Source organism: Veillonella seminalis (assembly GCF_003992065.1).
GTDB classification, from domain to species: domain Bacteria; phylum Bacillota; class Negativicutes; order Veillonellales; family Veillonellaceae; genus Veillonella_A; species Veillonella_A seminalis.
Genome location: NZ_RQUZ01000007.1, coordinates 117,036 through 135,471 on the forward strand (window position 1 = coordinate 117,036; position 18,436 = coordinate 135,471).

Annotated in this window: 16 protein-coding genes; 3 read left to right on the forward strand and 13 right to left on the reverse strand. The window is 44.3% G+C overall.

Features of this window, described 5'->3' with window-relative positions; translation table 11 throughout:
* The first annotated feature begins 102 nt into the window (after window positions 1-102).
* Together EO126_RS06145 and EO126_RS06150 are read left to right on the forward strand one after the other, a co-directional pair.
* The gene (locus EO126_RS06145; RefSeq protein WP_127007988.1) at window positions 103-612 is read left to right on the forward strand and encodes an ECF transporter S component; all 510 of its coding nucleotides are present in this window, start codon (window positions 103-105) and stop codon (window positions 610-612) included.
* Window positions 613-828: 216 nt separating this feature from the next.
* A complete protein-coding gene (locus EO126_RS06150; RefSeq protein WP_006556363.1) occupies window positions 829-1,386 on the forward strand; it encodes a DUF805 domain-containing protein in 558 nt (185 codons plus the stop codon).
* Between the two features lie 86 nt (window positions 1,387-1,472).
* Here the strand turns inward: EO126_RS06150 and EO126_RS06155 are convergent, their stop codons facing one another.
* The 13 genes from EO126_RS06155 to EO126_RS06215 form a co-directional block, all read right to left on the reverse strand.
* A complete protein-coding gene (locus tag EO126_RS06155; RefSeq protein WP_006556362.1) occupies window positions 1,473-1,622 on the reverse strand; it encodes a YvrJ family protein in 150 nt (49 codons plus the stop codon).
* 243 nt (window positions 1,623-1,865) lie between these two features.
* Window positions 1,866-3,053 carry a hypothetical protein gene (locus EO126_RS06160; RefSeq protein ID WP_127007990.1) on the reverse strand — a complete coding sequence of 396 codons (1,188 nt, stop codon included), beginning with the start codon at window positions 3,051-3,053 and terminating at the stop codon, window positions 1,866-1,868.
* A 231-nt stretch (window positions 3,054-3,284) separates the two neighbouring features.
* Window positions 3,285-6,956 (reverse strand): thiol reductant ABC exporter subunit CydD, encoded by a 3,672-nt coding sequence (gene cydD, locus EO126_RS06165; protein ID WP_127007992.1) that lies wholly within the window; start codon window positions 6,954-6,956, stop codon window positions 3,285-3,287.
* Window positions 6,957-7,021: 65 nt separating this feature from the next.
* Window positions 7,022-7,648, reverse strand: a complete 627-nt coding sequence (locus tag EO126_RS06170) for a PepSY domain-containing protein (RefSeq protein WP_127007994.1) — start codon at window positions 7,646-7,648, stop codon at window positions 7,022-7,024.
* Between the two features lie 154 nt (window positions 7,649-7,802).
* The gene (locus tag EO126_RS06175; RefSeq protein WP_127007996.1) at window positions 7,803-9,089 is read right to left on the reverse strand and encodes an AI-2E family transporter; all 1,287 of its coding nucleotides are present in this window, start codon (window positions 9,087-9,089) and stop codon (window positions 7,803-7,805) included.
* 107 nt (window positions 9,090-9,196) lie between these two features.
* A complete protein-coding gene (gene hemQ / locus EO126_RS06180; protein ID WP_006556356.1) occupies window positions 9,197-9,985 on the reverse strand; it encodes a hydrogen peroxide-dependent heme synthase in 789 nt (262 codons plus the stop codon).
* Window positions 9,986-10,093: 108 nt separating this feature from the next.
* Window positions 10,094-11,467 carry a protoporphyrinogen oxidase gene (hemG, locus tag EO126_RS06185; protein ID WP_127007998.1) on the reverse strand — a complete coding sequence of 458 codons (1,374 nt, stop codon included), beginning with the start codon at window positions 11,465-11,467 and terminating at the stop codon, window positions 10,094-10,096.
* Window positions 11,464-12,402, reverse strand: coding sequence for a ferrochelatase (gene hemH / locus EO126_RS06190; RefSeq protein ID WP_164726707.1), 939 nt, complete (start codon window positions 12,400-12,402; stop codon window positions 11,464-11,466). Before hemH ends, hemG begins: the two co-directional genes overlap by 4 nt.
* An 8-nt stretch (window positions 12,403-12,410) precedes the next feature.
* Window positions 12,411-13,439 carry a uroporphyrinogen decarboxylase gene (gene hemE, locus EO126_RS06195; RefSeq protein ID WP_127008001.1) on the reverse strand — a complete coding sequence of 343 codons (1,029 nt, stop codon included), beginning with the start codon at window positions 13,437-13,439 and terminating at the stop codon, window positions 12,411-12,413.
* Between the two features lie 217 nt (window positions 13,440-13,656).
* The gene (locus tag EO126_RS06200) at window positions 13,657-14,073 is read right to left on the reverse strand and encodes a DoxX family protein (protein WP_006556352.1); all 417 of its coding nucleotides are present in this window, start codon (window positions 14,071-14,073) and stop codon (window positions 13,657-13,659) included.
* A gap of 33 nt (window positions 14,074-14,106) precedes the next feature.
* A complete protein-coding gene (locus EO126_RS06205; RefSeq protein WP_127008003.1) occupies window positions 14,107-14,745 on the reverse strand; it encodes a hypothetical protein in 639 nt (212 codons plus the stop codon).
* A gap of 103 nt (window positions 14,746-14,848) precedes the next feature.
* Window positions 14,849-16,519, reverse strand: a complete 1,671-nt coding sequence (locus EO126_RS06210; protein ID WP_127008008.1) for a glutamine--tRNA ligase/YqeY domain fusion protein — start codon at window positions 16,517-16,519, stop codon at window positions 14,849-14,851.
* Window positions 16,520-16,588: 69 nt separating this feature from the next.
* Window positions 16,589-17,563, reverse strand: coding sequence for a 2-hydroxyacid dehydrogenase (locus tag EO126_RS06215; RefSeq protein WP_006556349.1), 975 nt, complete (start codon window positions 17,561-17,563; stop codon window positions 16,589-16,591).
* A 399-nt stretch (window positions 17,564-17,962) separates the two neighbouring features.
* Between EO126_RS06215 and EO126_RS06220 the strand changes: the two genes are divergently transcribed.
* Window positions 17,963-18,367 carry a PDZ domain-containing protein gene (locus EO126_RS06220; RefSeq protein ID WP_006556348.1) on the forward strand — a complete coding sequence of 135 codons (405 nt, stop codon included), beginning with the start codon at window positions 17,963-17,965 and terminating at the stop codon, window positions 18,365-18,367.
* The last annotated feature ends 69 nt before the right edge of the window (window positions 18,368-18,436 follow it).

Here is an 18,436-nt window from a genome sequence, read left to right on the forward strand (position 1 = left end):
TAAAAGCAGCTAAAAACAGCCGGATGATTAAGCCTGTTAAATAAAAGTTTGAGATAAAAAAATAGACAGCCACAATGGTGACTGTCTCGGGAGGTCTTTGTTGTGAATTTAACTGTTCGAGATATTATTTATATCGGTATGCTCTCTGCCTTATGTGCACTTGCAACCACTTTACTTATTCCGTTACCGACCGGTGCCATGGTTCACCTCGGTTCCGCCGCCCTATTTACCATTTCCGCACTCTTTGGCGGACTCTACGGCGGCCTCGCCGGTGCCATCGGATCCGGCCTCTTCGACTTAGTCATGGGCCACTCAGCCTACACCTTATTCTCCATTGTAATCAAAGGTATCTCCGGCTTGATCGTGGGCTACATAGTTGTAGGTTTCCGTCCTAATCCTACAAAAGCACGCGAAGCAACATTTGCACGTCTCTTAGCCGCTATGTTGGTAGGTGCCGTTTGGACCGCCCTCGGTTATTTGGTAGCCTGGGCGTATGTACTCGACAGTTTCATGGCCGCCGTAGGCAATTTACCGGCCTCCTTCTTAACCAGCGGTATCGGCATTGTAGTAGCCCTCTTCCTGGTACGGGCCCTACGCAAAATGATTCGTTAAGGGATCCTCAGAGTTAACAACCTATACTACGTTAACTCTTGGATATATTTCCATCTCATCAATCCTTTCTCTCTAAAAAAGGCGCAGCAGTTTCTCCCTGCTGTGCCTTTTTTATTGCTTATTCTTATGCAATTTGTTAAAAAAACGCCCTATATGGCGTCAAAGATTTAAATATGGTATAATAATAAAGTTCTAGAACTAGTAAAGGAAGATTTTATGGATATTCTATTTAACATAGGGCAAGCATTTGTAATGGGACTCATCGCCTTCGCCATTACCCGTTGGGGCTATGTCAACCAAATTAAAATACTATATCTGCAAGGACGCTTAAATCGACTTCAATTCTTAATCGGTCTCATTGGTATTTCTATTGTAGTCGGCCTTTTCAACGGCTTAATCAGCTCCCTCATGGATGGTGTAGTCATTTTGGCTGCTTACTGGAGCGTGCGACTCCTGAGCTTTTTGGGGCACTCCGTGTTCCTATCCTTATATTACGTACTCTATGCCCGGCGTTTGCAGGACTTTTCGGTACACGGCATTGTCGGTATATGCTGGTGTATATTCATCGCCTTCACCTACCCCTACCTGCCGATAAAATCCACCAGTGCCGCCTTTATGGTGCTCATCTGGATTGTGAACTTAATCCTGCTCGTCATCCCGGGGACCTCAAAACCTAACAAATACGGTTTACCGGCTATCTGGCCACAGAAACGAGCAAAGCGCCCTCAGCGCTCAAGAGCTGCTGAACGTCTTAATCGTGAACAGGAACAATAAACAAACAAAATAGGAAAAGTAATGGGAAATAAAAAACGTTGACGTGCTTAAGCACATCAACGTTTTTTTATTATGTCCGGCCATATTTATTTCCGGTCATACGTTTTTAAAGTAAAGACCAATTCATTAATGGACGCACTTAAGGAATCCATCTTGTGTTCCAAGCGTATGAGTAAATACGCCGCTACCACCATGGGGAATCCGTAATTGGCCGTCGCCGTCAGAATTTCTTCCATAAAAACACCTCCTTATTGAGTTACATTCCATATAAGTTATATCGACAAGGAGGTTTTTAATGATTATTTATTTTCCAATCTTTTATACAAATTCTAGTTTCGCTTAAGAATTTCCGCCGATAAAGCTTTCATTCTTTTGGCCAAATCTTCAGATGTTTTTGAGGTAACTATAACTCGTTCCTGTTTATTATCGGAAATATTTCTCTCTGGCATATATATCGTCCTTTTCACATACTATATTTCCTAGTGAATCAATAAAATCCATTCCAACAAGGTACACACGATATACGCAATAATAAACTTGATTTTTTGTTTGCGATCGCGATCTTCATCGGCAATCTTAAGGCGTTGTGCCAAAAAACGCTTATCGCGAATCTGCAAGAGTAAATCACGAATATTAGCCTGACTCTCCGGATCCGTTTCTTTACCGTTTCGCTTCAAGGCTACCTGCTGAATCTGAATACGACGCTGCAATTTACGCATTTGAATCTTAATATTATTATGGACAAAGACGCTTTGCCATTTTTTACGAGAATCAAAATACATGTAAATGTAACGCGGGATGTTCATGACAATAAAACTGATACACAAAATCCCCAAAGAAATGAGGAAGTATGTGGAGAATGAAAATTCAATCGTCTCCGTCGGCAAATAATGGTGAAGAATAATAAAACTGATCCACACACCAATCGGTAACAGCAAAGCCGCCGCCATATCAATGGAACGAACCCAGCTGGTTTTCACGGGTACTTCGGGAATATTGTAGGTCTCCACTTCGTCACGGAATGCATAGTATTCTAAACGAAGAACCGATTGCTCCGAACGGGCATTGATTAAAATAGCCGGCCCTTTGGCACCTGTACAGCGATTCGGCCAGGAAATTAAACGGCGAATCGGACTGTTCGGGGACAAATCGAAACGAATAATCCCCTTCTTTTCAAAACGAACCGTAGATCCGTCGTCCATGATTTCAAACGGATTGAAAAAGGTCCCCAACAGGCTGAGGCTCCAATTACCCAATAAATGAACAATCGTATTCATAATGAACCCGCCCATATCAACATCGGACATATTTAATTTTACGGAAAAACTCGAAGCATAGTCGTCAAACCACAAATCTTCGATAGTAAATTCTATATTTATGACGGTGCCCAAGGTAGTAATAATCCCCATGTACACCTTATTATTATTTTCAAATTCAAAAGTAACAGAATAAAATAACCAATGATCGCGCAACTGAGCTTTCAGAATGCGGTTAATTGCATCTTCCTCTACACTGATAATACGGTGATCGTATAAATCGTCTTCGCTCGCTTCGCAGGGTTCGGCCTCAGTAACTTGCACAGGCGTGGCCTCTTCTGCGCTTTTCTTGCGTGGTCCTTTTGTCATAGATTCTGCCAACTCCAATAATCGCGTGACTAGATTGTTCATAACGCCTCCTATGGATTTAGCACGTTTTCAGTCCATATTATAACATACCGCACCTGATTTTTAAACTATATTGCATATTGACAGTTTTCAAAACCTCCCCACAGAGTGCCGTTCAACTGTCTCGGTTACCGTCAAAAAGCACAAAAAAAGACTGCCGAGCCCTTGCGAGCCGGCAGTCATCAATGTATACCGAATATACTGCATCTGCGATTTTTATAACTTTATATCGTTTTATACAGTCTCCATAGACAACTTGCGATAGGCATAAAAAGCACCGCGTTTAGCCATCAAACTGTCATAAGCGCCGTCTTCAACAACATGGCCGTCTTCCAAGAATAAAATGCGATCCATCTGTTCCAAGCCGCCCAAATGATGAGTTATATAAATAACCGTTTTACCCTTCATCAACGTGTATAAAGAATTTTGCAAATCTTGACGCACCAACTGATCCAAACCTTCAAGCGGTTCATCCAATAATAAAATAGGACTGTTGCGGAGCCATAAACGAGCCAAGGCAATACGTTGTCGTTGACCGCCGCTTACACCGCTGCCACCGCTGCCGATAATCGTTTTGAGCCCTTGCGGCAAAGATTGAACCCAATTTGTCAAAGCCGCAAACTCAATAGCCCGGTTAAGTTCTTCACTCGTCGCTTTCGGTTTGGCCAAGCGAATATTATCTTCCACCGATGCATGGAATAAATATGTATCCTGCGTCAATGCCCCGTAATAATTGCGAGCCTCCGCCAATGACAACGTCCGAAGTTCACGATCACCTAAATAAATCTGCCCTTCGTAATCATAAAAACGCTCCAACATAGTGAGTAAAGTAGTTTTACCGGAACCGCTCGGTCCCACAATCGCCACTTTTTCACCGGACTTAATAGTGAGCGACAGATTCTGATACACATAAGGGGCGTCCCCGTCATAGCCGAAACTCACCTTATCGAATTGAATGCCCACGGCCTGCGGTTCTGCTTCACTCACGTCATCAGCCGTTACCGATTCGGTCACAGCCGGTGTCTGTTCCGCCAATTGAACAAGACGCTTCATGGCGGCCAAGCTTTCACGACCGTGATACCAGGCAATCGTAAGCGGTCCCAATGCCTCAAAATAAGACTGCAAAGCAATGGCCACTACCGCAATAAAGATACCTTCCGATTGACTGCCGTCAGCAATAGGAATCATGATCAAGGCCCCAAGCACCATGGTGAAGTGAGTGAGCCCCAAAAACAAGGTATCCCCCAAATTGGTGCCTCGATGTACTACATGCTGTGCCGCCGTTAAGTCCGAAAATTGACGATCAACCAAATTCGTTACGCGCGGTTCCTGTTTATACGTTATGATATCCATAATGCCTGCCAGGCTTTCCACTACCGTATCCTTAATATTACTGCGATACGCAAGAGCAGCATCCGTAGCCGATACATTATGGCGATACACAACGAACGGAATCACTACGGCGCCCAAGATAAACACTATGGCCAATAACCATACCAATGACTGACTGAATTGAGCCATAAAATAAAAACCGATCAAAGTTAATAATACGGCACCAGCCGGCGGAATAATAACACGCAGGTAGAAAAATTGCAATGTTTCAATATCCGCCATGATGCGGCCTAAAATATCGCCGGATCCGAGTCGATGTAAAGCGGCCGGCATCAAAGGTTCCAATTTCTTATAAAACCAAACGCGCAAACCGTAAAGCCCCTGGAATGCCATATGATGGGATACATAGCGTTCAACATAGCGACATACGGCTCGGCTGATACCAAAGAAACGTACCCCTACAATCGAGATACTTAACGCCGCCAATTCAGGTCTCAGTGCTGCCGATGTAATGAGCCAGGTCGATGTAGTCAAAAGCCCTACGTTCATAAATACGGTCAAGAACGAGAATAATAAACTGAGCCACAACGAATTGCGGGCCGGCCCCAATACGGCAAATAGACGGCGCAGCGAATCCCAAGCCGATATGTTTTGATTGTCCTTATCGGATTGAGTCATCGTCGTCCCGGCAATGGTATGGGTGGCAATAGCAGGATGTACCGCCTTAGTCACCGGTGTATCAATATCAGAATCTCCGGTCTCACCGGTCTCAACAGCATCAGCTGACGAAACGTCATTAAATGCCTTCAAGTCCATAGCCTTAACGGTATCAGCCGTTAAATCACTGCCGGTCCCGGCTTTAACGAGTTCGCTGAAATAGCCTTTAGCCGCTACCAACTCTTCAAACGACCCTTGTTCAACTACCTGACCGTCTTCCAGTACCAATAAAGTATCAGCCCAATGCATTGTCTGTAATCGGTGTCCGATAAGAAGAACAATTTTATTTGCCATTAAGCGTTCCAAAGCCGTAGCTAAACTCTGTTCGGTAGCCACATCGAGATGGGCCGTTACTTCATCCAATACGAGCACCGGCGATTGTTTAATAAAAGCACGAGCTATGGCAATACGCTGACGCTGACCGCCGGAAAGTCCCAAACCGCCTTCCCCGATCATCGTATCCAAGCCATCAGATAAGGAATTAACAAAAGCTTCGGCTTCCGCATCACGCACGGCTGCCCATAACACTTCATCACTCACCGGTCGCCCGAAGGTAATATTCTCTCGTAAAGTGCCGCGGAACAGATGCGGCTGTTGCGGTACAAACGTCACTTGATCGCGCCAAAAATCGTCATTCATGTCCAAGATGTTCACACCGTCAACTAAAATACGGCCTTTAGTCGGCTGCATGAGACGTAGTAACAAATGAGCCAGGGTACTTTTACCGGCCCCGCTGCCGCCAACGAGCATGGCAATCTTGCCACGGCGCAACGTAAAGTCTACATTCTTAACGGCATAGCGAGTTTCAGCCGTATTTGCTGCCTCGCCATGCACGCCATACGCATAACTCACCGACTTAAACTCAATCGTATTAAGCTCAGCCGATGTCACCGAACCGGCTTCCGGCTCTTCAATAGGCAATGCTAAAAACGCATCGATTTTTGCCAGGCTCACCTGTCCGGCCATGCCCGTATGGAAGGCAGCCCCCAATTGACGCAGCGGTGCATAAAACTCCGGTGCCAACAACAACACGAAGAAGGCCGATAAGAAAGTTTCATGACCATATAACAAAGCCATCCCCATATAAACCGCAATTAAGGCGGTACTGATAGTACTTACCAATTCCAATACCAAGGCAGATAAAAAAGCCACGCGCAACACGCGGAGTGTTGAATCTCTGAATTCAGCGGACAAGCGTGCAATCACGTCCACCTGTTCTTCCGAACGGCCGAACAGTTTAAGCGTCACGATGCCTTGGAGCACGTCCAAAAAGTGGCCGCTCAAAAAGCTCATGCGCTCCCACTGCTCTTTATTCATAGCTTCCGCTTTTTTACCGATTAATATCATAAAAAACGGAATGAGCGGGAATGTTATAAGCAAAATAACAGCTACCCACGGCGCCGCATCAATAATAGCAATCCCCATAATGAGCGGAATCATCATAGCATAGAGCATTTGCGGTACATAACGGGCAATGTACGCTTCCACACTTTCCAAACCGTCGGTCATCAAATGAACCACATCGCCGTGGCGTTCCCCCGTGAACGGTCCCAACCGTAATAAATGGTGCCAAATTTTATGACGCAAATCCTGCTTGGCGAGCTCTGCCAAACTGCCGGCTGTCTGTTCCTGACAAAAGGTTGCTGCCATACGCAGTAATATAGCACCCATAAGCCAAGCCACCGTTGGCCATACCGCGTCTAACGGCAATCCTTCAAAAAAAGTTTTTTCAATGAGCACCGCAAAGAACCATGCCTGACCGACAATGCCTAAGGTGCCCAATAAACTGAATACCCCTAACCCTATAACCTTTCCCTTAAACCGAATTAACTCTTCACGAGCGGTTTTGACTATCACGAAGACCTCCTGTAAATAAAGAAAATGCACATTTTACAATGTGCATTTCATAGCTTATATAACTGTTATTCACCCCACAAGATGAAACCGTCATCCTCTTCATCAGGGATCACAACTTTTTCAGGTAATGTTCTGGTAATAACATCGCCGGTCACAGCATCCATGATTACCCCCTGTTGAACTAAGCCGTCTTTTTCATCATTGTGATAAATGGTAACTTCGTATTGAACTTTGCCTTCATCAGCTTCCAATTTCCAACCTTTGCTGATAGCATCACCGCCGATATTGGTAACTGCAATAGCTTCGGCTTTCTTAGAATCGATAACATTGTTAGGATTGAATACCTTGCTTGGAATATCCTTTTCTTTTTTATCGGATTTTTCTTTAATGATATTGCCGGTAATTACGTCAACCTGAATAGTGTACGTATTTTTTAAAGTATAGCCGGAAACTTCATAATAAAAACGACCGCGATCCGGTTTTAACGAAATGGAATGAACGGCGGAATTCGGATATTTAGCCAAGAATACACCGGCTACTTGACGCATGGATAATACCATGGACTGTACGGATCCTTCCATTCTGATTGACGGATTAACATCCGCAGCTGCTACCGTTTGCGGCATAGCAACCGCTACGGCACTTACAGCCAAAGCACCGGCCATTAAACCGGCGAAAGACTTCTTATTCATACAATAACCTCCTAAAATGTTGTTGGTATATGTCTGTTACTCATGACAAACAGACTTAACACATACAGACTGAACCCTTCGGTCTGTCACATTTATTTTTATTTCACTTGTCTTTTAAGTATACCACGTTTAAACCGTCATACTCAATAAAATTCTATTTATCTTGATGTTCTGACGTTTTAACCGCTTCAGCAGCTTCGCAAATTTCTTCTTTAGCGGTTTCGGCTACGTCCTGAATTGACGCTTTGGCACTTTCTACCGCCGCTAACGCGTCCGCTTCAGCCTCGTCTTCCGCCTCAACTTTTTTAACCGTCGCTTTATAGGCAAATGCCTTATGAGCCAACCGCTGATCCACATCCTCTTTTAACAGTTTATAAACGGTAGCCGCCAACGGCACACTCAACAAAATCCCCGGCACGCCGTATAAAGTACCGCCGATGGTGATAGCCGCAAATACCCAAATACCCGGCAAGCCCACCGAGCTGCCAACGATACGCGGATAAATAACATTACCTTCAATTTGCTGCATAACAACGAGGACGATAATAAAGATTAACGCATCCATGGTGCTCACGGATAGGAGCATAACAAGCCCCATAAAACCCCCGATATAGGCACCTAAAAGCGGTACCAAAGCAGTAAGACCGATAACGCAACCGATGGTCATGGCATATGGTACGGATAGTACGGCAAGACCGGCTCCAACCATGACGCCTAAGATTAACGCATCGAGGAACTGACCGATAAAGAAGCTGCTGAATACCTGACTAGCTGTACGCCATACGTGAACCATGTTTTTAATATGATGGTCTTTGCCATAAGCACGCGCCAAACGTCCCAATTGACGACGCAATACTTCTTTGTCCAACAACACATAAATAGCGAAAATCAAGCCGATAACAAAGTTGAACACCATTTCAACGGTATCGCTCATCGTTTTCACAATGTAGCGACCACTGTCGGCCCCAATTTGACGCAACTGTTCTACCGTCTTATCCGACGAAATGGAGTCCATCACACCGGATGTCGATAAATACGGCGTATTTTCAATAAAACGACTTACCCAAGCCGACGAATCATTATACAAGCCCGGTAAGGCCTGCACAATAATGCCCAAGGAATGAACAAGTTGCGGTATAGCCATATAACCTACGAGGAAAATAGCCAACAATATGGTTAAGATTGCCAATACAACGCAAACCGGTCGACGGGTCGTGTGCTTCCACCCGCTTTCGGCCGACGGAAAATAAATCTTCTCAAAGCGTTTTACAATGATGTTAAGAACAAACGCAATAAGAACACCCCATATCAGCGGCATAACCGCCGACATACCGATTTTAAACGATGTCAGCACCGAGTCAAACTTAATGGTGAAAAGAAATACCAGGCCGCCTAAGATAATCAGGCCGATGCTCGATTTATATTTCTTAAAAAAGCCCATACACTATTGCTCCTTACTAAAAATAATCCATTAACACTTGTTATGAAATATCCCGTAAAACCTCTAGTTCCTATACTAATCGTGAGTCAATAGTTGTAAATCCGTGCTTAAGCAAATAAAGTGTCCAAACCGTCTTCATCGAGCAAGGTGCCTACCGTAAACGGACCAAACATACCGAAACGGGCACTTACTTCGTCAAAACGCATTTCGTTAACAATTTTTTTGAACTGAACCGCATCATCGGACATGAGTGTAATACCCCATTCCCAATCATCAAGCCCGCAAGCACCGGTCGTAAATTCCTTAATCGTTTCTTCGTATTTTTTACCGATTTGACCATGAGAGCGCATCATGCGACCGCGTTCCGCACGATCTGTCATATACCAGTTATCTTCCAAGCTACGGCGTTTGCTCATAGGATAGAAGCACATATATTTTAAGCGTGGCACATGCGGATACAGACGAGCCTGAACTTTCGGATGATTGATGTCGGTTTTCATATAATTACTTACTTCAATAACCGAAACAAACGATGCGGTCGGTTCCAAAACGGCACCGATAGCCAATTTACGCAATGTAATTTCTTTGGCCGTTACTTCTTCCAAGGTTGGTTGCAAGAACCAAATCATGATATCACCTTTACCGCCGGCTACATTGTACAATGCATAGCTGGAAGTTTCCGCCTGATGACCGGCTTCCAATTCAGCAATAAATGCTTTGAATTCAGCCAAGGCTTTAATTTGACGTTCCGTATCCCAAGACTGCCATTTTTCAAAATTAATCTTGTAGGTAGCATGAATGCTGAACCAACCTTCATACGTCAAAATAGCTTTTTCATCAATACTCATGTCGCCATGATTCATAGCGCCGGGATGTCCCATATGCTTTTCACTCATTGTAAATTCCTCCTTTACGAATTTGTTTCGTACACAGCTTTATCACTATTACTGTTACCTTAAAAACAAACTTCGATGTTGCCTAAACAACTGATATTGTATTGTATTTTAATCTTCATTCACTATATGCTGCACCAACTCATGCGCCTGACGCACACCATCCGGCATGCCCACACCGTCAAACGGCGTGCCAATCATGTAAAGGCCCGGATACGCTTTAGCGGCATAATCTTTAAGACGGGATACCAAATCACGATGCCCTACCTTATATTGCGGCATACTCTTGTCGAGACGAGTTAATTCAACCCAAAGCGGTTTTGCATTAAACTTCATGATGCGCTGAATTTCTCTGAGTGCCAATTCTTTAAGCTGTTCCGCATCAAGACGCTGTACCGTGTCATCACCCGGTTTGCCCATGAACACACGCAATACAATCTTATCCTGCGGTGTTGTTTGCGGCCATTTAGCCGTAATATAAGTGCAAGCGGTAAGTGGTGTATCACTCTTACGAGTAATAACAAAACCGGTGCCATCCAGCGTTGCATCAAAGGTTTCACGTTCAAAGCCCATGACGGCGATGGCACAAGAAGATAAGTCCATATTCATTAATTCACCGAAATGCGGATCTTGCGCAAACCACTCTTTATAACGTTGTGGTGGCGTTGTAATAATTACTTCTTGGTACGGACTCTTCACCGTTCCGCCCAACACATACCCGTCTTTTACCTTCTCAATCGAGGTAACCGGCGTACTCTTATGAAGCGTTACATTCGCCGGCATTTGAGCCACCAACGCATCGATAATCGATTCCAAACCGCCCGTAAGCTGACGGAACTGACCGCTCGGTTTCACATTGGCTGCCACACGCTGTTTGCGAGCCGCCAACATACCTTTCACCATGTTGCCATGCTTACGTTCCAAACTGTGAAATTCGGGGAACGTCGCATCAAGACTCAATTCATAAATATCGCCGCCGTAAATACCGGACAATAAAGGCTCAATGAGCTTATCCATCATTTCACGGCCCAAGTGATATTTGAAAAAGTCTCCGATGGATACATCACCTTCGGTAGGATACGGACTTTTGAAAAAATCCTGCATAGCACGGAATTTGCCGGGCCACGACAATAATGTTGACTTCGCGAACGGGATAAATTCGGTAGGAATCCCTACAATGGCACCGCCCGGCAAAGGGAACATATTGCCCCGGTCGTAAATAAAGGCCTGACCGGTAGCATTCGTAACCAACGTGTTACCCAATCCCAATTCATTAATTAAATCAGTCATAGCCTGCTTGCGGGCTAAATAAGAATCGGGCCCCACTTCGACAACATAACCGTCCACTCGTTTTGTTTTAATTTTACCGCCAAAACGATGTTCCTCTTCGAACACATCAATCTGCCGGTCCGGCTTAGCTTGGCCCAAATAATAGGCCGTTGCAAGGCCCGTAAGGCCCCCGCCAATCACCGCTACTCGACTCATTCTGTCACCTCATCTTTTACAGGTAAGTGTCGCACCGCCTGCGCCATGGCTTTTACAAAAAGCTCATCCGCATTCGGCATCGGCACACGCTCATAGGTCACCTTAAGCTCATCGCAAAGGGCTCTACAAGCAATATCATTATCGTATAATATCTCTAAATGGTCACATACAAAACCGATTGGCACGTACACAACCGCTTTAACATCATTTTTAGTAACGATTTCACGCGTTACCGTTTCTACATCCGGTGTGAGCCAATCACCACGCACGCCCGCACTTTGCCAAGCCAGTTCATAACTCGTAAGCCCCACTGATTCGGCAATCCGTTTCGCCGTAGCCGCGACAGCTTCCGGATAGGTATCCCCCATGTGAATAACATGGTACGGCAAACTGTGAGCCGTAAAAATAACGCCGATTTGATCTGGCGTTTCTGTTTGCACTGCTGCCAAGGTTGTTTGTAAAGCTTGGTGCCAATAGGCTGAGAACTCGGGTTCTTCATTCCAAGCGGATACTTCGCAAATTGTCATGCCGTAACGGGCCGCCCGCCGTTTGGATCGTTCAAAATACGAGGCCGTTGCAAACAGCGAAAAATACGGTGCCATTACGATAGCCACGGCCTTAGTGATACCGGCCTCCCCCATGGTCGACACGGCATCTTCAATAAACGGCGGCATATGCTTATGACCGATGAATAATTCATAACTCACATCATCACTGTGTTCGTTAAGCTGTTTGTCCAATAATTCTGCCTGGCCTTCGGTTATGGCCGCCAACGGTGACAAACCGCCGATAGCATCATAGCGTTTTTTCAAAACGGCCACCTCCGCTTCAGTCGGTGCATAACCGCGACGTATACTCGTATAATACGGCATTAAATCCGCCTCGCAATTCGGCGTGCCATAATCCATTACCAATAAACCGATTCGTTCCTTCATAGGCCCTCTCATCGTGCTGTCACTTCATGCACATAAGACACAATGCGTTTGAGGACTTCCGGATCAGCTTCCGGCACAACACCGTGGCCCAAGTTGAAAATATGACGACCATGCGCTTTACCTTCAGCCAAAATTCGATCGATTTCCTGCTGAATAACAGACCATTCGGCAAATAAATAAGCCGGATCCAAATTGCCTTGTACAGCCTGAGTAATCCCTATAGCTTTCGCATCGGCAATCGGTGAACGCCAATCGAGACCGACAACATCTACCGGCAACTGACGCCATAACGGCAATAAATGATACGTTCCTACACCGAACATCGTAATCGGCGTAGTCGGGAATTTAACTTTCAAGGAACTTACTAATTCGTTCATAAACGGATAAATCCGAGCTTCATATTCACGAGCACTAACGGCCCCTACCCAAGAGTCAAAAATCTGGATAGCCGAAGCCCCGGCCTCAATCTGTGCCCCTAAGTACACAATGCTCATGGCCGTCAATTTAGCCATCAACGCGTCCCATAAATCCGGACGGGTTACGAGCATTTGCCGCGTTTTCTGATACGTCTTGGACGGACCGCCTTCCAGCATATAACTGGCTAAGGTAAACGGTGCTCCGCCAAAGCCGATAAGCGGCACATTGAGCTGCTCCTTCGTCAAAATACGAATCGTTTCCAACACATGCGGCAAAGACTCCGCCATGTCGAGTGCGCCGAGGGCGGCAATATCTTCCGCCGTGCAAATCGGATTACCGATAACCGGACCGATACCAGCTTTCAGCTCCACATCTACACCAATCGGTACGAGCGGCGTCATAATATCTTTGTATAAAATAGCCGCGTCTACATCATATTCTTCAACGGGCAAACGCGTAATATACGCACAAAGCTCCGGCTGTTGCGTAATTTCGAACAAGGAGTATTTTTCCTTAATACGGCGATATTCGGCTTGACTGCGACCTGCTTGTCGCATAAACCATACGGGGCAATGTGACGTTTCTTCCCCGCGGATTGTTTGTAAGTATGTCGAATTCATAAGGTATCTTCTTTCCTTTGTTATAAGTATATATCTAATCTTACCATTTCTAAGGACAAATTGAAACTTTTTTCCATGAATTTAACTCATATTTTTATAGTGACACCGATTTTTTTGTAATTGCTCAGTTATGCAAAAAGACCGCCGGCAACTTAATGCCGTACGGTCTTTTATGAGTAGATTTATTTGTATTATCAAAGGATTTTGTAAGGTCTCCTTAACGCTTCGTAAAGGCACTGTCCACACTGTAACGACCGGGACCGGCAATAAAGAGCATAATGGCCCCGAACATCATTTGTGACGGATAATCCCATTTAAAGAAACCGCCATCCCAAGCGGCTACCGTTGCAATAAACAAGGTAAACGCGATAAGTAACGCACCGAGTCGTGTCAAAAAGCCTAAAATAAGAAGAAAACCACCTAAAAGTTCAGCAGCCGCCGCAGCCATACCGAGCAACAAAAATCCGTCCGGCACACCGAATTGAGCCGTTGTATGACCGATGGCATATAAAGTATTTTGACCGCCGGCAAACTTAAAATAACCATGAGCCATCATCGATAAACCGAATACGATGCGATAAAACAACAATCCGAAATCATGATAGCGAAATAAATTATGGAATAGCATATTCATTCTGCTTCGTTATACTCCTTATTTCTGACTTTATTATTTAATAACCTTAGCATAACCGTTTACAAGCGGCCATAAAGTTTCATCATCCGCACTGTTAAGAGCGATGACGCGGGCACTCGGCCCGAAATATAAATTATCATACAATACAACATGAAGAATTTCACCGTAAACAACGGTGCTTTCCATGTTATCACAACGCAAAGTGCCCGTATACGTGCCGTTCTTTTGCAAGGTCAACGGTTCAATCACACGGTAAGGCTGAACACTGTTCTGACCGCCTTCATTGATAGTAGCTGCCAATTCCGGCAATACCGAAGTATCTTGTTTCTTTTTATCCAAGGAGAAAATCGGCATATGACCATCGATGCCCAAAGTAGTAAGTCCCGGTTCACCTAAACGAATATCGGCAACAATACCGTAACTGAACACATTATCTTTTTTATAGCGCAACTGATACACATCGGCACTCAATACGCCACGGTCCAGTAAAAACTGCTTAATGTCCTGACTGTTCGTGAACAGCGCTTTTTCAGAACCGGCCTCTAATGTTACATTAGTCGGCGCCTTAATATCTTTAATGGCGGTCGTAGCCGGTGTTGAGGCCGCTACGCTGTTGCCTACACTGACTGTCAGAGCCAAGAAAGCCGCTGCACACCAAGTAGTTAGTTTCATTCACAACTCCTCTTTTGATGACTCACTATGTTAATTAACCGACGAGTCCAACAACTGAATGCCGGACCGGTCAGCCGATTAGTAATTATTAATGGTTAAGGACTCAGCCTTTTTTCTGTGCTTTCGCCCAACTGTCACGAAGTCCTACAATACGATTCATTACGATATGGTCAGGCGTGCTGTCCAAATCGGTTACGAAATATCCCTGACGTAAGAACTGGAAATGGTCGCCCGGTTTCGTTGTTTTGAAAGCCGGTTCCCCTTTACCATGCATTACAACCAAAGAATTCGGATTAAGCTGTTCCAAGAAATCTTTGCTTTCCCATTCTTCTTCAGGTTTTAAGAGATAATCGTACAAGCGGATTTCCATATCCACCGCGGTGGACGCTTCCACCCAATGAAGCGTGCCTTTAACTTTACGCTGGCAACCGCTGCCGCTACGACTTTCAGGATCGTAAGTACAATGAATTTCTTTAATAGAACCGTCTTCGTTTTTAATCACTTCATCGCACATAACGATGTAAGCGCCTTTAAGACGAACTTCTTTACCCGGCGTCATGCGGAAGAATTTTTTCACCGGTACTTCCATGAAGTCTTCCTGTTCGATGTAGATTTCACGACCGAACGGTACTTCACGAGTGCCCATAGCTTCATTTTCCGGATTATTTTCAACGGTCACCATTTCAGTCTGACCTTCCGGATAATTTGTAATTACCACTTTGACAGGGTTAATAACCGTCATCTGACGCGGTGCTTTCATCTTCAAATCTTCACGAATACAGAATTCTAAGAGCGCAATATCAACCACGCTGTCCGCTTTGGCGACACCGATACGCTGACAGAAATCACGAATGGATTCCGGCGTATAACCGCGACGACGCAAACCGGAAATGGTCGGCATGCGCGGATCGTCCCAGCCGCTCACCAAATTAAGTTCAACGAGCTGACGCAATTTACGTTTACTCATTACCATGTTGGTAACATTCAAACGGGCAAACTCAATCTGCTGCGGTTTTTCTGTATCCGGCCAATCTTCGAGCACCCAGTTATAAAGCGGACGATGTACTTCAAATTCCAAAGTACATACCGAATGCGTAATGCGTTCAATCGCATCTTCTACCGGATGGGCAAAGTCGTACATCGGATAAATGCACCATTTGTCGCTGGTACGATGATGTTCCGCATGCATAATACGATATAAAACAGGATCGCGCATTACGATGTTAGGCGAGGCCATATCGATTTTGGCACGAAGTACTTTTTCACCGTCTTTATACTTGCCTTCTTTCATTTCTTCAAAAAGGCGTAAATTTTCTTCAACGGAACGGTCGCGGAACGGACTATTGGTACCCGGTGTACCGAAGTCACCGCGAGTTTCTTTAATCTGTTCCGGCGTCTGATCATCCACATAAGCTTTGCCCTTTTTAATTAACTCTTGAGCATAGGCATACATAGTGTCAAAATAGTCGGACGCGAAATATTCACGATCTTCCCAATCGAAACCGAGCCATTTTACGTCGGCTTCAATAGATTTCACGTATTCCACTTCTTCTTTGGACGGATTGGTATCGTCAAAACGAAGATTCGTGAGCCCTTTATAATCATTACCTAAACCGAAGTTCAAGCAAATCGACTTGGCATGGCCGATATGCAAGTAGCCGTTCGGTTCCGGTGGGAAACGCGTATGAACACGCTTGCCATACTTCCCTGTTTCGTTATCTTTATTTATAATCGCCTCTATAAAATTAACAGTTTCATTATTTGGATTTTCCAACAACTATCATCCTCTCTGCGGCTTACCGCCGATTTATTTACATCTTTTTATTTTATCATAAACTGCGGTTTATTTATAGTTTACTTCTTTGTTTACGCAAGTTTTAAGCGGTTTGCCTTGAAGGCCCAAGATGATATTGTCAGCCGTGAGCATAGCCATATCGCGGCGCGTACGATCCGTGAAGGAAGCGATATGAGGTACTACGAGTACTTTGCCGGTCTTTAAGAGCGGATGATCCCCCGGTAACGGTTCAGGATCGGTTACATCCAAGGCGGCGTATTCAATTTCACCTTCATTAAGAGCCCAAACAAGCGCATCAGTATCGACGATTTTACCGCGACCCACATTAACAAACAAAGCGTCTTTCTTCATTTTTTTGAACGCTTCCTTATCAATCATATGATATGTTTCCGGCGTCAACGGCGTTACTACAAGCACTACATCACTTTCAGCATACAAAGCATCACGGTCGCGATATTCAACCATGTACAAGCTGTCATCCGGACGTTTATGACGGTTATTGTAAAGAACAGTCATACCGAAAGCACGGGCACGACGGGAAATGGAAATACCGATGTTACCGAGCCCGATAATACCCAAAGTGGAGCGGCTTAAGTCTTTACCTTTAATATTGGAAGGACGCTGTGTCCATTGACCGCTCTTAACAAATTCTGCATTTTCCACAAGACGACGACTGGCAGCAGCTACCAAAGTAAACGCCAATTCGGCTACCGATTCCGTAAGAACTTCCGGCGTATTGCCGTAAGGGATTTTGCGAGCTGTCAAATCTTCAATTGTTATGTTATCGTAACCTACCGAAGCCTGGGCAATAACTTTTAAATTAGGTGCATCGGCGATTAAGTCGGCATCGACTTTTACATTATTAATGCTCCAAAGCCCATCGGCTTCCTTGAGCCATTCCTTCAAGGTTTCACGAGGCATCGGCGTTTTTTCCGTCCATTGTTTAATCGTCACATGTTCGCCTAAATAGGCAAGTGCATCTTTGCGAACCAAACCCGGTACTACTACAACTGGTTTGCTCATAATTATCAACCTCCTGACACTTATACATCTATCGTCTTTTACATAATAAGCTGTAAGAACGATGTAAGAACTTGTTTAAAATTCATGGACTTCCTATCAATCACTAAATTGATATAATCTCTCCCTTTATTATATACAATTTGAGCCTATAGTGAAAATAAAATCATTGATATTTTTAAATAAACAAATCTTTTTTCGACTTACAATAATTTAAGCGGTTTTCCGTTATAGAAAAAGGTATCCATAATACTCATGTTTTTTCAGCAATATTGCAAGGAATTGCTTTATCAATTTATAAATCTATGTTATAGTTAACTTATCGATAAATACAAACCATTAATCATTCTCCCAAGTTTGTCAATTACGTATTGTGAATTTATTTGAAAAGAGGAACTTCCTATGGCATATATTGACACATTAACTGAACAAGAAGTTACACTACGTGATTTTAAATCTGTATTAAATCGACTCATGACCAATTACAATCCTAAAAAACCGGTAACGATTACGATTGAAGAAGACGGCGAATCACGTACTTTTTCATTAGTACCGAAACGTACGCGTCGTCGCTCAAACGGTGAGGCTTTTGCCATCAAAGAGATTCCGTTCGAAACCTTGGAAGACCCGAAAGAACCGGGTACCTACATGGCTATCGATACGTTTAACATTGCCGAAAACACACCGATTCCGTTTGTATATGGTTTGTATGTAGATTTTGACGGTGTTCGTGATTTACGCTTTTTTAACGACCGTACCAATTGTCAAAAATGGCTCAATAAAAAGATCAAACTTCTTGAAAAATAATCAGCATATATAAAATTGTTTAATTAATTTTCACTTAGATTCGAAGCCCTTGAAAAGCAATTAATCATT

Bases quoted from the DNA above. Each gene is read 5' to 3' on its own strand.
- EO126_RS06150 (WP_006556363.1), top strand. From the start codon at position 829: ATGGATATTCTATTTAACATAGGGCAAGCATTTGTAATGGGACTCATC.
- EO126_RS06155 (WP_006556362.1), bottom strand. From the start codon at position 1,622: ATGGAAGAAATTCTGACGGCGACGGCCAATTACGGATTCCCCATGGTG.
- EO126_RS06160 (WP_127007990.1), bottom strand. From the start codon at position 3,053: ATGAACAATCTAGTCACGCGATTATTGGAGTTGGCAGAATCTATGACA.
- EO126_RS06170 (WP_127007994.1), bottom strand. From the start codon at position 7,648: ATGAATAAGAAGTCTTTCGCCGGTTTAATGGCCGGTGCTTTGGCTGTA.
- EO126_RS06175 (WP_127007996.1), bottom strand. From the start codon at position 9,089: ATGGGCTTTTTTAAGAAATATAAATCGAGCATCGGCCTGATTATCTTA.
- hemQ (WP_006556356.1), bottom strand. From the start codon at position 9,985: ATGAGTGAAAAGCATATGGGACATCCCGGCGCTATGAATCATGGCGAC.
- hemG (WP_127007998.1), bottom strand. From the start codon at position 11,467: ATGAGTCGAGTAGCGGTGATTGGCGGGGGCCTTACGGGCCTTGCAACG.
- hemH (WP_164726707.1), bottom strand. From the start codon at position 12,402: ATGAAGGAACGAATCGGTTTATTGGTAATGGATTATGGCACGCCGAAT.
- hemE (WP_127008001.1), bottom strand. From the start codon at position 13,439: ATGAATTCGACATACTTACAAACAATCCGCGGGGAAGAAACGTCACAT.
- EO126_RS06200 (WP_006556352.1), bottom strand. From the start codon at position 14,073: ATGAATATGCTATTCCATAATTTATTTCGCTATCATGATTTCGGATTG.
- EO126_RS06205 (WP_127008003.1), bottom strand. From the start codon at position 14,745: ATGAAACTAACTACTTGGTGTGCAGCGGCTTTCTTGGCTCTGACAGTC.
- EO126_RS06215 (WP_006556349.1), bottom strand. From the start codon at position 17,563: ATGAGCAAACCAGTTGTAGTAGTACCGGGTTTGGTTCGCAAAGATGCA.
- EO126_RS06220 (WP_006556348.1), top strand. From the start codon at position 17,963: ATGGCATATATTGACACATTAACTGAACAAGAAGTTACACTACGTGAT.